Annotated in this window: 14 protein-coding genes; all 14 read right to left on the reverse strand. The window is 37.8% G+C overall.

Features of this window, described 5'->3' with window-relative positions:
* Positions 1 to 69: 69 nt before the first annotated feature.
* Positions 70 to 759: a RadC family protein gene (radC, locus tag G6554_RS03530; RefSeq protein WP_166238803.1), complete on the reverse strand. Its 690-nt coding sequence runs from the start codon at positions 757 to 759 to the stop codon at positions 70 to 72.
* A 46-nt stretch (positions 760 to 805) separates the two neighbouring features.
* Positions 806 to 1,378: a Maf family protein gene (locus G6554_RS03535; RefSeq protein ID WP_166238805.1), complete on the reverse strand. Its 573-nt coding sequence runs from the start codon at positions 1,376 to 1,378 to the stop codon at positions 806 to 808.
* Positions 1,379 to 1,578: 200 nt separating this feature from the next.
* Positions 1,579 to 2,679: a hypothetical protein gene (locus G6554_RS03540; protein WP_166238807.1), complete on the reverse strand. Its 1,101-nt coding sequence runs from the start codon at positions 2,677 to 2,679 to the stop codon at positions 1,579 to 1,581.
* Between the two features lie 111 nt (positions 2,680 to 2,790).
* Positions 2,791 to 3,285 carry a type II secretion system protein gene (locus G6554_RS03545; RefSeq protein ID WP_242637819.1) on the reverse strand — a complete coding sequence of 165 codons (495 nt, stop codon included), beginning with the start codon at positions 3,283 to 3,285 and terminating at the stop codon, positions 2,791 to 2,793.
* Positions 3,263 to 4,057 (reverse strand): pilus assembly protein PilO, encoded by a 795-nt coding sequence (locus G6554_RS03550; protein ID WP_166238809.1) that lies wholly within the window; start codon positions 4,055 to 4,057, stop codon positions 3,263 to 3,265. The genes G6554_RS03545 and G6554_RS03550 overlap by 23 nt, the downstream gene beginning before the upstream one ends.
* Positions 4,054 to 4,713: a fimbrial assembly protein gene (locus tag G6554_RS03555; protein ID WP_166238812.1), complete on the reverse strand. Its 660-nt coding sequence runs from the start codon at positions 4,711 to 4,713 to the stop codon at positions 4,054 to 4,056. Before G6554_RS03555 ends, G6554_RS03550 begins: the two co-directional genes overlap by 4 nt.
* A gap of 2 nt (positions 4,714 to 4,715) precedes the next feature.
* On the reverse strand, positions 4,716 to 5,702 hold the full coding sequence (pilM, locus tag G6554_RS03560; RefSeq protein WP_166238814.1) for a type IV pilus biogenesis protein PilM: 987 nt from the start codon (positions 5,700 to 5,702) through the stop codon (positions 4,716 to 4,718).
* 12 nt (positions 5,703 to 5,714) lie between these two features.
* On the reverse strand, positions 5,715 to 6,458 hold the full coding sequence (locus tag G6554_RS03565) for a prepilin peptidase (protein WP_166238816.1): 744 nt from the start codon (positions 6,456 to 6,458) through the stop codon (positions 5,715 to 5,717).
* Between the two features lie 2 nt (positions 6,459 to 6,460).
* Positions 6,461 to 6,919 carry a type II secretion system protein gene (locus G6554_RS03570; RefSeq protein WP_166238818.1) on the reverse strand — a complete coding sequence of 153 codons (459 nt, stop codon included), beginning with the start codon at positions 6,917 to 6,919 and terminating at the stop codon, positions 6,461 to 6,463.
* A 106-nt stretch (positions 6,920 to 7,025) separates the two neighbouring features.
* Entirely contained in the window at positions 7,026 to 8,231 is a 1,206-nt protein-coding gene (locus tag G6554_RS03575; protein WP_166238820.1) for a type II secretion system F family protein, read from the reverse strand.
* A 1-nt stretch (position 8,232) separates the two neighbouring features.
* Positions 8,233 to 9,273, reverse strand: coding sequence for a type IV pilus twitching motility protein PilT (locus tag G6554_RS03580; protein ID WP_166238822.1), 1,041 nt, complete (start codon positions 9,271 to 9,273; stop codon positions 8,233 to 8,235).
* 11 nt (positions 9,274 to 9,284) lie between these two features.
* Positions 9,285 to 10,946 carry a GspE/PulE family protein gene (locus tag G6554_RS03585; RefSeq protein WP_166238824.1) on the reverse strand — a complete coding sequence of 554 codons (1,662 nt, stop codon included), beginning with the start codon at positions 10,944 to 10,946 and terminating at the stop codon, positions 9,285 to 9,287.
* 21 nt (positions 10,947 to 10,967) lie between these two features.
* Complete coding sequence (locus tag G6554_RS03590) at positions 10,968 to 11,972, reverse strand: G5 domain-containing protein (RefSeq protein WP_166238826.1); 1,005 nt, start codon at positions 11,970 to 11,972, stop codon at positions 10,968 to 10,970.
* Positions 11,973 to 11,991: 19 nt separating this feature from the next.
* Positions 11,992 to 12,798 (reverse strand): PRC-barrel domain-containing protein, encoded by an 807-nt coding sequence (locus tag G6554_RS03595; protein ID WP_166238901.1) that lies wholly within the window; start codon positions 12,796 to 12,798, stop codon positions 11,992 to 11,994.
* Between the last annotated feature and the right edge of the window lie 6 nt (positions 12,799 to 12,804).

Consider the following 12,804-nt stretch of genomic DNA (forward strand, 5'->3'; position numbering starts at 1 on the left):
GCTAATTTAAAAACAGTCCTAAAAAATCATACTCAATATTATAGCCTAACGTCAAATAATATCCTAGTATCATACATACCCTTTTTCCTTTAAACTCACAAACTTGTTTTCACCGATGATTAAATGGTCAAGAAGGTCGATGCCAATTATTTTCCCACACTCGACGAGCCGCTTAGTCACCTCAATGTCTTCACGGCTTGGCGATGGGTCGCCTGAAGGATGATTATGCAAGGCAATAACAGATGCCGCTGACCGCTTTAATGCTTCGCGGAAAACCTCCCTTGGGTGTACTATCGAGGCATTTAAGCTGCCGATAAACACGGTTTGTTTATGGATGACCTGGTTTTTCGTGTTTAAATAAAGGCACACAAAATGCTCCTGTGTCAAGAAACGCATATCGTTCATGACATATTTGGCGCCGTCTTCCGGGGATCGAATCACATAGCGGTCACTGTTGTTTAGGTTAGCAATTCTTCTGCCGATTTCCACAGCAGCAAGAATTTGAATCGCCTTGGCTGCGCCAATCCCTTTAATTTCGGTAATTTCTTCTAAGCTGGCTGATTTTAACATTCTTAATCCTTCAAAATGGGTAAGCAAACGATTCGATAGTTGTAATACTGATTCTTCCTTTGTTCCGGTACGGAGCAGGATCGCAATCAGCTCATGATTCGATAAGCTTTGCGGTCCATGTTGAATAAAACGCTCCCTTGGTCGTTCGTCTTGCGGAAAATCACGGATCATTAATGTATTTGTTGACACTTTTCTTCCTCCCTAATGGTGAGGGAGATAATGAACCTGTAATTGTTTAATACGGCAACTGGTAGCCTGCCTTTTTCAATTCTCTGATTGTCCGAGCAACCGGCAGGCCGACAACCGCAAAATAGTCTCCATTTATTTTTTTGACAAGCATACTTCCTAGCTGTTGAATACCATATGCACCTGCTTTATCAAGCGGTTCACCACTTTGCACATAGGCTTTAATTTCTTCGTCCGTTAACTCCCAAAACCAAACTTCTGTTTTTTCATAAAAACGGGCTTTACTTGTTGGAGACACAATGGATACACCCGTATACACAACATGCTTAGTACCTGACAAACTTGTTAACATTTGAACGGCTTCTGCTTCATCAGCTGGTTTTCCTAAGATTCGATTATTCAGTACGACAATCGTGTCCGAACCAATCACATAGGCATCCTGATTTTCATTAAAAACTGCCTGTGCTTTACGCTCGGCTAACTCCATCACTACATCCTCGGGGGATAGTTCCGGATCAAAGCTTTCATCAACTTCACTACTGATAATCGCGAATGTTAAGTGGAGATTTTCTAGAAGTTCCTTTCGCCGTGGAGAAGAAGAGGCTAAAATGAGGTTCTGCATTCAATCACCATACCTTTTTGCATTTAAATAGGGAGATACATGTCAATGGTATCAGAAATCCCTTAAGCAAACAATTTTTATATCATTAAATTTTGAAGATTTTTGTCAGAATATGCAAAAGGCCATTCTTTTCTCTCAAATAAAATAACCTGTCCGCTTGGGACAGGCCATATTTCCCAGAAAATATCGAGGTTTGTCGTTTACAATGAATAATAGGCTGACAAAAAGTTTAATAGATGCTGCTGCGCTTCGCTAAGGCTTTTTGTATTTTTAGATTTTTGGAACGCTTTAACCTTTTCTTCAGCACTGGATAATTCAGCCTTAATACCTTTTACCTTTTCATTTTTAATTCCAGTTACTTTTAATTTTCCGTCAAAACCTGCTAAGTCTTTGGCAACATCTTCTGGAATTTTCTTCGTTAAGAGAGCACCTGAAGTGGCTGCAGAAAGTGTTTGATAAATGGGTGGAACCTCGTCTAGAAAGTCCTTTTCCTCATTTGTAATATCCGATACTTTTTTTTCATCAAGTGACAGTACTTTGGCAAATGCACCCTCGACACCACGTTCTTTAAATTGGGCACTTAACGATTTGGCTGTTTCAATTGAATCCGTTGCTCCTAGAAAAATAAATTGTTTGCCATCCATTTCAACGATTTGTCCAGGAATTCCTTTACTTGCTAATTCGCTCAAGGCATCCTTTGCCCCATCCTTAGTCGTATATACCCCACCTTGAATGACAGTAGTAGTTAAAGGACTGATGGCGGAAGAAGTTGTTTTTCCGGTGTCAGCATTATTTTCCGTTTCCCCTTTTTCTTCTACAACTGGTGTATCTGTTACCACCTTTTTATCCGTTGGTCCTGAAATGACAAGCTTCAGCATCACAACACCGATCGTGGTACCAATTAGGATGGCGAAAATTCCTGAAATAACAATGGATCCAATTGGCCGGCCAATCTTCTTATTATTCTTGTTAGACTTGGATGAAAAGGATGCTATTTTGGGGAGGCTGCTTTTCTTAGGCGTTTTGCTGCTTGTTATTTTATATTCCTCTATATCATTTTCCGAGGATTCCGGAATGATCCAGTCAAAGCTCTCATCGATAGGCTCCTTGGCAGCAGCTGTCTCTGAAAAAGCCTCAGAATCTAATTTATTCGAATCTAACTTATTCGAATCTATTTTAATCACTCTCGTTGTTTGCTCGAGGGTGGCTTTCGTCTCCTTTTTCTTCGGTTCTTCATGATATTCTTGAGTTTCTCCATTTAATTTAATCTTTATTGTATTGCCTCCTTTAGGCTTGTCCACTAACCCGTACTCCTCTCTCACCCTATGAGTAATGGTTTCATCCTAACATAATGGAAAAAAAAAATAACAAGACTTTTGTCGTCTTGTTATCGTAGACTTTCGTCAAATTTTTTAATTGTTCGGTTTGATACGCGTTGCGGTTAAATCCTTTATAGGGATAGCCGAATCATCTCCGGAATAAGAGCATAGGTTACGAGTTTGGCCATTCAAGCATACAGCAGTAATAGAAGATCCAATTACCAATACAAAGGAATCAGAAGATGCTTGCAAATACTCTCCTGTATCCGGATCTTTAAATTCATCAAGATAATCCGCCTCAACCAATTCTTGATAAGTAATCATCTCTCTAGGCGCTTTTTCATTGACCAGTTCTTCTCGTAAAAATAAACTTGCCGCTTCTTTTAATGCGAATGCATTGCCCACAAATGCACGATCTTTTGAATCTTGGATCACCCTGGAAATGGATATAACAGCTATTGTTGAAATAATGCCCAGAATCACAATAACAGCTAATAATTCTAGTAGGGTTAGACCATCTTCATTCAAAAAGTTATTTTTACCTTTTAATTTGGATGCCACATGTTTACGGGTTTTTATTCTCATCATTGTCGCCATTTTCTTCCGTATCAGAGAACTCACTTATCGGATTTTTCTTGTTAGATACGGCCGGGGTATCCAATGGTGGTATTTCCTTTTGTAAGTCTACCAATGTCGGAAAATAATAGGCTGAAATGGTAGCTTCAAATTTTAACGGGTCCATCGATTGAAGAACCGAATATATTTCATCTCGACCTGTAAATTTAAATTGGTCAATTTTTATTATTCTCTGTAATGATTGTAATTCAGTTAGAAATTTTTCTAGTTCATAATAGGTTTTCGCTTCACCAGATAAAATAATCGATGTCTTTTTTATACCATTTGGTAATGTAACATCCTTTTGCGCTGGTGATTGCTCTTGGTTGCTAGTCGAATTTTCATTCGTTTTGGTACTGGACTGAGTGTTAATCTTCGGAATTGTTGAAGACAAATCTACATCTTCTTCACTTTCAGTACCATTTAGTTTTAATTCAATAATATTGGTATCGGAAATGATCTCAGCTTTTTCGATGTTAAGCAGCAACTGATCAAGCAGCCGTTTCACAGGAATCTGTTTTTGCAATTCCATTGAACTTTGAATGGTCTGACTACTTGTTTGTTTCAGTTTACTTTGAATAATCGAAAGCTCTTGGTTCGACATTTTTAACGCTGATTTTTTTTGAGCCAGACTATTATTGGCTGGAACAATATAAAGAAAATAAGCGCCTACTGTTACTATGATTACTAATAAAACGCTAAGGATAATGATAACGGAATGTTTTTTTGACAATTCTAGGTTCATGGGGTATTACCCCCTTCCCCACCTACAGCAGCCTTTTTCTGTGTGTTACTTGCATTCTGTACTTGTGGAACATCTAGCCTTACCTCGTATTCAGCAAAATAACGGGGAACTATATCCTCTTCCTTTAATTTAGAATTGGCTAACCCTTCTGATTGAAGAGTATTGTCATTTTTAAGAATATCTGAAGTTTTTGCTTCGCTGATGACCGCTTCGTCCACCCAAGGATATGCTGCTATAGCGTTTAAGTAGTATGCCGCATCACTCTTTGTATCAAACTGTACGCGTTCCGTAATTACATTTTCCTCATCCAGTTGAAAATCTAGCATAAACCCACTTTGCGGAAGCGACTTTGTGAGTTCCTGGATTACATAGACCATATTATATGGCTGATTCTTCGCCCAATTAATGGCGTTTTCCAGTTCAACAACAGATTTAGAAGATTGATATTGTGCTAGCTTTTTATGCTGCTCAGCTAAGATTTCTTGATTCATCGATATTTGCTGCTCCACCATTTTAATGTCTTGTTTTTTACCATTTAAATAAATGGAAAAAACGACTGCAACGATGATGAGTAAAATGACCATGCCACCAGCAATTACGTAAACAGCAATATTTTTTTCATCCCTTTTCGGAAGGAGGTTAATATCTACCAGCATTTCTACACCTCTTTTAAACCTAAACCAACATTTAAATGAAACTGAGAAGGAATTGGTCCCGCACTAGTATTCATGTCGTTTAGTTTCATCATAGGGACATCAAACCTATTTCCCATTTGCTCAAAAATCTCATCTAACCAAGGATGATCGCCATCAAGGATCATTGTCTGCACCTGTTTTTTTCCTTGATTCAAGGAATAACGATAAAAATTCATGACTTTATCAATCTCATTGTATATATTTTCAAGAGAAGTAAGGATATCTTGACGATCTCCACTGTATTGAAAGGATAAGAACGAATCCTTGCCAGTGGAATGGATCCATTTTTCCCTCTTACTATCCATATTTAATTGTCTCATAAAGACTGGTAAATGATTTTCAAAAATACATACATTAACCGTTTGCAAATCAATTTGTACCAACAAATGATTGTCATTAGATTTAGCCGGATCTAGTTGATAGTAATATCTATTTAATGCGAGCGAGGATAGATCTGCCGCAATTGGTTTTAATTTAGCACCCTCAAATAAATCCATATATTCTCTTACAACATCTTCAGGGGCAGCAAATAATAGGATTTCATTCGTTTCTTTATCATTGTTTTCTTGGAGGAAAAAATCAAATACGGGATCTTCAAATGGAAGGTGAATACTGGTTCCTATCTCCATATATAAATATCCATTTATTTCGTCTTCTTTGATTTCTTTTGGAATCGATACTTTACGAATCACTACAAATGGATCAGGGACTAAAAAACGTATCATTCTTTTTGATATTTTCCATTCGGAAACACATTGTTCAAGGATGGTTGACAAGGTTTCTACGTCCAGAATTTTCCCTTCTTTGATCAATCCAGATGGCAAATAGTACTCACCCATTCTTTGAATCACTAGGGGGTGAGTCTGCTTCAATTCGACAAAACGTAAAGCATGATCCTTTATCGATATGTTTATCGTTTTGTTTATACCAAACTTAAAATTGATCGCCATGTTGAAGACTCCTTACATGAAATGGATATACCATTGAATAATATTTTCACCAAAAAAATAAGCAGCGATGGTCCCGATTGCAATAAAGGGGCCAAAAGGTATAGGCTTCCTCTTTTTCACCTTTCCAGTCATCATTCCAATTACACCAAAGAATGCTCCAAAAAAAGTGGCTAAAAAGAAAGAAATTAGTACAAGTTTAGTTCCTAGTGCAAACCCAATGACGGCAAACAACTTGATATCCCCGCCCCCCATACCACCCTTGCTTACAACAGCGATAAGGAGAAGCAGGGAAAAACCAACTACTGCACCTAGAGCTGAGTCCCACCATGGGGAAAGCGGTAGAAAGCATCTTTCTATAAGAAAAATGACCGAAAAGACAAGCAGAACTTTATCGGGAATAATCATGTAATGAATATCGGATACAAAAATGATAACCATTAACGAAACTAGAGTCCAAGCAATAATGATTTCAAAGCTCCAGCCCATAAGGATTGGCGCCATCATAAACAGAATCCCTGTAATTAGTTCGATAATAGGATAGAAGGGCGAAATGGGCGCCTTGCAGCGCCGACATTTCCCCCTTAAAAATAGGTACGATAAAACCGGTATTAAATCTATAGCTGTTAAGGTATGATTACAATTCGGACAATGTGAACGCGGTTTTACAATAGATTGATTTAATGGAACTCGCAGGCCTACTACGTTGTAGAAAGAGCCAAAAGTAATTCCATAAATAAATATTAATATAAAAAACATTATCAGTTATTTTGAGTAGTTGTTTTTTTGGTTGCTGATACTGACACATTTGTAGACTTTTTATTATTTATATCAGATATTGAGGCCTTATCAAATTCCATATACTTTTTTCCAGCCTCTACATCCGTAGCTGAAATACGGTACACAATTTTACCATCTTCGTCACTTACTGCAACTGTATAGCCCGATATCTTGGAATCATCTACATATGAACCAAGATTAGTTGATGAAAGAGTTTCATCTGCTGCTGGTAACCCATTAGCCGCAACATAAGTTTTTGCAGAATTCAATATTTGAATTGCATCTGCTCTTACTGCATCCTCTTTTGACTTCTGAATAATTCCGCCAACACTAGGAATCGCAATTGCAGCAATAATCCCTAAGATAACGATAACCGCTAATAGTTCGATTAAGGTTAATCCTTTTTGATTCTTTAATCTTTGTCCTAATTTTTGTAACATAATCATTCTCCTTTTATATGCTTTTTGTACTATGACATTCGTCATGTAAGTATATTATACTAGATAAAAATAATAATAGAAATTGTATTTTTTAGGAATATTTTGTCTATCCGACATGTTGGAAAATATCGAACATTGGAATCATAATCGAAGTAACAATCGTACCGACTAACCCCGCAAGTAAGACAATCATGAGCGGCTCCATTAGGGACTTAAGTCGATCCGTCGCACTTTCTACTTCACGCTCATAAAAATCTGCTACCTTTGAAAGCATCAAATCCAATGTCCCGGACTGCTCTCCAATCGAAATCATTTGTGTAACAAGTGGCGGGAACGCCCAATGTTTTTTCATTGGGTCTGTTAAAGAGTGGCCTTGCTCTAATGATTTTCGTGATTGACTAATCACGCGAGCAATGACTTCGTTTTCGACAATGTTTTCAACAATCGATAAGGCTTGTAAGATCGGAACAGAACTGGCAAATAGAGAACTTAAGGTTCTCGTCATCCTCGCCAATGCCGCTTTTTGAAGCATCTTACCAAACAACGGCATCCTTAATAAAAAGTAATCTATATAATATTTTGATGCCTTATTATTTCGAATCATGACAATAGAAACAAAGACAGCGATGAAGAACAAAATAACGAGCCACCAAAATTTTTGCATAAAGCCACTGGCATTCAGGACAAACTTTGTGATTGCCGGCAACTCCCCGCCAAAGTCTTTAAACATATCAACAAAGGTAGGAACAACACTCACTAATAGGAAAATGACAACCCCTATCGCGACGAAGGCTACCGTTACAGGGTAGGCAAGCGCGGAGACAATCTTTTGTTTGGTGAAATGCTGCTTTTCATAGTGAACGGCAAGCTTTTCTAGTGTATCGTCCATATTCCCTCCGGCTTCTCCGGCCTTTATCATATTGACGAACATACTTGAAAAGATCTTTTTATGCTTTGCAGCTGCTGCCGATAAGGGATGTCCTTCCCGTAGATCTTGTTCAACCACCAACAAGGCTTTTTTTAGCGATTTGCTCTCCGTTTGCTCGGCCAAAATGGAGGTTGCCTCTACAATAGGAACCCCTGCTCGAATCAATGTGGCAAATTGTCTTAAGTAAATAACAAAGTCTTGTAATTTGACTGGGCTTCCGATAGAAATCTCTTTGGTTAGAAGTGTTTCCGCAACCTCACTGATTTCTATGACTTTGATTCCCCTATCTTTTAGCTGTAGGATTGCGTCTCTTCTGGAGGGGGCGTTAACAATCCCGGACTTTTTCCCCTTTTTGTCACGCCCGCTGTATTTAAAACGTGCCATTTTATTGCACCTTTTCCTGTATATATGGTGTAGTGGATTCTTTTGCAATGGCACCTGATTCCACTAATTCTTTCATATTTGTTTCAAGTGTATGCATCCCCTCAGCTCGGGAGGTTTGCATCACATTTACGATTTGATGAATCTTTTCATTTCTGATTAGATTGGCAATGGCTGAGTTATTTAGAAGGATTTCCGTAGCTGCTTTCCTACCCTTTTTATCAGTGGTTGGAAATAACCGTTGAGAAATGATTGAGACTAAAACAGTCGCCAACTGAATTCTAATTTGGGACTGCTGTGTAGGCGGAAACACATCTACTATTCTATTAATCGTTGCAGAAGCACTCGAGGTATGCAAAGTCCCTAGAACCAAATGGCCGGTTTCCGCAGCAGTAATAGCGGTCTGGATAGTTTCCAAATCCCTCATCTCTCCCACTAAAATGACATCAGGATCCTGTCTTAATGCTGCTCTTAATCCATTTGCAAAATCATTCGTATCAAATCCTATTTCTCTCTGATCAATGATACAACCACCATGCTTATGCAAGTATTCAATTGGGTCTTCCAGCGTAATCACATGTTTTCGCTGTGTTTGATTCATATATTGAATAATGGAAGCAAGTGTTGTAGATTTACCGCTCCCGGTAGGACCGGTAACAAGGACTAACCCATGAGGTTTATCGGCCACTTTTTTAATGATGGCAGGTAGTCCCAGTTCATCTAGTGTCGGTATTCTCGTAGGCACAACCCTTATTGCTAATGCAATACATGATCGTTGAAAATAAGCGTTAATCCTAAACCTTGAGACTCCTTGCAATCCGTAAGAAAAATCCAATTCTCCTTTTTCTTTAAACAAATCCCACATATTTTCAGGGATGATTGCCTTGGCCATTCCTTCCGTATCTAACGGGGTTAATGGTTCCTTCCCATATCTCCTTAACTCTCCATTGATTCTCATGATCGGCGGGGTACCAACTGTTAAATGGATATCAGAAGCTTTTACTTCAAATCCGGTTCTAAGTAGAAGGTCAATTTTATTTTTCATTGATTATACTCCTAGTCAGGGATCGCAACTCTTAATACTTCCTCAGTTGTCGTTATGCCCTGTTTTACTTTAAGAAGACCATCATCAATTAGAAAGATTGTTTTATTTTTCAATGCAATTTCTCGAAGTTTTGAAAATGATTCCCCATTCATGATGACACGTTTCATTACATCATCCATGACTAGGACTTCGTGAATAGCAATACGACCTTTATATCCTGTCATATTGCACGAGGAACATCCTCTTCCCCGGGTAACATTTTCAATTTTCAAACCTCTTCTTGCAAATATTTCAAGTTCCCTTTTTGTCGGCTGTTGACTCTCTGCACAGTCCCTGCAAACGCGTCTTACGAGTCTTTGAGCTACAATACCACTTATCGAAGAAGCCACAAGGAATGGTTCCACTCCCATATCGATCAAACGAGTAATGGAGCCTAACGAATCATTTGTATGCAAAGTACTTAAGACAAGGTGCCCAGTTAGCGATGCTCGAATGGCCACTTCAGCCGTTTCCTTATCACGGATTTCCCCCACCATAATGACATTAGGGTCTTGACGCAAGATGGCTCTTAATCCTGCTGCAAATGTCATACCTACATTCGGATTGACTTGAATCTGATTAATCCCCTCAAGCTGATATTCTACTGGATCTTCAACCGTAATAATGTTTACATCTTCACCGTTTAAACGATTTAATGCGGCATATAGGGTAGAAGACTTACCAGAACCAGTTGGACCTGTAATGAGAACAATTCCTGTAGGTTTTTCAATTAGTTTTATAAATCTAGTTAAATTAACATTATTAAATCCGAGATTATGAATATCATTTATTGCCATTCCCAAATCTAGGAGTCGAAGGACAATCTTTTCTCCGAAAACGGTTGGCAATGTCGATACACGTAAATCAATGGGATGGAAGTCAAGATTCATTTTGATCCGGCCATCTTGAGGTATTCGATGCTCAGTTATGTCTAAATTAGCCATAATCTTTATTCTAGCGGTCAGCACACTTTGCATATGCTTTGGAAGGGCTCGTTCCGTTCTAAGTATCCCATCAATCCGATACCGAATCACAACCTTTGTTTCCTGCGGATCAATATGCACATCACTTGCCTTCATGGTAGCGGCATTTGTTAGAATTTGATTTACTAGCTTTACAATTGGGGAATCCTGATCGATGATTTTATCCTCTTCACCCGCTACCGAAGTACCTCTATCAAGTAAAAGTTCCTCAAATCCTTCATCCATATCATAATATTTATTGATAGCGCGAAGAATATCATCCTTTGTAGCAATGGCAGTCTCAATGTGAAAACCCGTCGATAGCCTAAGATCATCGATTGTATAGAAGTCCATTGGATCTGCCATCGCAATAAGAAGTCGTTCCCCGTCTTTTTTTAACGGGATGATCAAATTCCTTTTAGCCATATCCTTTGGAACAATGGTAAATAAGGTTGTGTCAAAAGGATATCGATACAAACTTACATGTGGTATCCCTAATTGAAATTCCAAAACTTCAATAAGTTGCTGTTCCGTAATAAAACCCCTTTGCAGGAGTGCATCTCCTAATTTTTGATTAGGATTTTTATCTTTTAGCGCAGTTTTAAGTTGATCTTCAGAAAGTAGTCCTGCTTCGACAAGCAGATCCCCAAGTCTTTTCCTCGCTAGATTCATTACAATCCCTGCTTTTTCTGCTTATTTAGGCACTTCGTTTGGTTTTCCCCAAAGATCACTTGTGGTTGAGGAATTCTCGCCGGTATCATCTGGATTTTCTGATTGTTTTGTTCCATCTACAGTCCCCTCAGAATTAGACTTATCTACAGTTGAATCTGAAGAGTTATTTTCATTTTGACTCGTGCCGGATGTTCCGCTACTTAGTAAACTATGAAGAATGACTTGATTGATAGGAGGATAAAAGTCTTCCGAAAGGAGTTCTTTACTCAAAGTAACTCCATTCTTATCAATCTTTTCACGATAAACTTTAATAACAGAGCCTTCTTTTCCTTTTGTTTCCACCTTTTCACTGTTAGAAGGAAGTTTTGCATCGTAATGAATAATAGTTTTAGGCTGAAACGATTCCTTATCATTTTGAATAATTTTGTAGGAATACTGGAGTTTTGGTCCATTTATCGATACATACAATAACTGATCAATCAGTTTAAAGTTAATCGTGTACTTGTGGTCGTTTGGATTTGTAACAACAAAATCCATATTATTGTTTGAATTAACGTTTGCTTCAAATCCAAGTTCAGCATAATCAGGTAATTCTCTGCTTATGTGCCGCTCAGTTATATAAAAATTGGTGGGAATAATAGATTTATAGATAGCTGTTGCAATTTTGCTTAACGTTCTATTTGAATAGGATTGTAAACTATTGTCATCTAAAAGTCCCACTAATGAAAAGGATGATTGCGGTCCAATTTCTAAAGAAGGAAATTGTTTTACCCAATTGGTTAATTCTGGGTTATTTTCATTTATGGAAATACTCGACTCGGATATGACAGCAATAGTTTGGTTCATTTCCTGTTGTTCCTTTAGTCCTGATTGATCAACAGGACTAATTTTTTTATTTTCTTCAACCTGTTTTTTATTCGAATATACCTGTTCAAAAGCATTTGCCCCAAAATGAGAAAAACTAAAAATAAAACCGGTACATACAATAAGAGCCATAAAAAGTTTAATGCCTTGAGGATTTCTCATGCTGAGCTTCCTCCTTCAATCAAGCTTGGACATTCATTGATAGTTCAACCAAAACACTTGGACCTTCTTCTTGTGCTTTAATAATATCTTCTGTAGTCAGTTCAGTACCTTCTGTAAAAAGAATAGTTCCTTTTGTATCTAGAATGTCTTTAAGAAGCTTCTTACCCTTTAAAATTTCTATTTGCTTCTCTTTAAGGGCAGCCATGTCCATGCTATCATCTACTAGCTCAATGGAAGAATTAGTATCCCCTAATAATTCATTTACTAAATCATTATCGAAATGGTTCTCTTTTTCTTCAATTTCAGGAGTTTGTTTCCTAAATTCAGGATCTAACTCATCAGCAGTTTCAAGAAAATGATTACCTGAATCTTCCTTCACAATAATAATATCCTTTCCATACGTTAGGACAAATTCGGAAAGAAGGGCCACATTATTACCGGCAATCTTTAGTTCCATACCAAGGATATGTCCAGTATTTTCATCTACAAAAAACTCGGTTACTTCCCCAAGAAGCTCCCCTTTTCTGGTCATGACCTTCGTATTAGAAATTTTAATCTTTTTATTAACTAGCTGGTTTGTGATAGGAATTTCATTCAAATCGATAATGGCATTTTCACTATCAACAGTAACTGCATATTCACCAATTCCAATTACCTTCTTAAAGGGAATCGCTTTGATGCTAACCTGCCAATCTTCGTTATCTATAGTTAAAAAATCGATTGAACCTTTGTCAGGGTTAATCACTAGTGATTTTACCTTTCCGACTTGTATACCATCTGAAATACTAATAATTGGTAACCCTGTTATTTGAGAACTATTTTTCATTTTTTT

The sequence above is a fragment of the Bacillus sp. MM2020_4 genome (assembly GCF_011250555.1).
Classification (GTDB): Bacteria; Bacillota; Bacilli; order Bacillales; family Cytobacillaceae; genus Neobacillus.

What these genes read in the sequence shown, in the direction of transcription:
- G6554_RS03535 (WP_166238805.1), bottom strand. Translation starts at nt 1,378, where the DNA reads ATGCAGAACCTCATTTTAGCCTCTTCTTCTCCACGGCGAAAGGAACTT.
- G6554_RS03545 (WP_242637819.1), bottom strand. Translation starts at nt 3,285, where the DNA reads ATGATGAGAATAAAAACCCGTAAACATGTGGCATCCAAATTAAAAGGT.
- G6554_RS03550 (WP_166238809.1), bottom strand. Translation starts at nt 4,057, where the DNA reads ATGAACCTAGAATTGTCAAAAAAACATTCCGTTATCATTATCCTTAGC.
- G6554_RS03555 (WP_166238812.1), bottom strand. Translation starts at nt 4,713, where the DNA reads ATGCTGGTAGATATTAACCTCCTTCCGAAAAGGGATGAAAAAAATATT.
- pilM (WP_166238814.1), bottom strand. Translation starts at nt 5,702, where the DNA reads ATGGCGATCAATTTTAAGTTTGGTATAAACAAAACGATAAACATATCG.
- G6554_RS03565 (WP_166238816.1), bottom strand. Translation starts at nt 6,458, where the DNA reads ATGTTTTTTATATTAATATTTATTTATGGAATTACTTTTGGCTCTTTC.
- G6554_RS03570 (WP_166238818.1), bottom strand. Translation starts at nt 6,919, where the DNA reads ATGTTACAAAAATTAGGACAAAGATTAAAGAATCAAAAAGGATTAACC.
- G6554_RS03575 (WP_166238820.1), bottom strand. Translation starts at nt 8,231, where the DNA reads ATGGCACGTTTTAAATACAGCGGGCGTGACAAAAAGGGGAAAAAGTCC.
- G6554_RS03580 (WP_166238822.1), bottom strand. Translation starts at nt 9,273, where the DNA reads ATGAAAAATAAAATTGACCTTCTACTTAGAACCGGATTTGAAGTAAAA.
- G6554_RS03585 (WP_166238824.1), bottom strand. Translation starts at nt 10,946, where the DNA reads ATGAATCTAGCGAGGAAAAGACTTGGGGATCTGCTTGTCGAAGCAGGA.
- G6554_RS03590 (WP_166238826.1), bottom strand. Translation starts at nt 11,972, where the DNA reads ATGAGAAATCCTCAAGGCATTAAACTTTTTATGGCTCTTATTGTATGT.
- G6554_RS03595 (WP_166238901.1), bottom strand. Translation starts at nt 12,798, where the DNA reads ATGAAAAATAGTTCTCAAATAACAGGGTTACCAATTATTAGTATTTCA.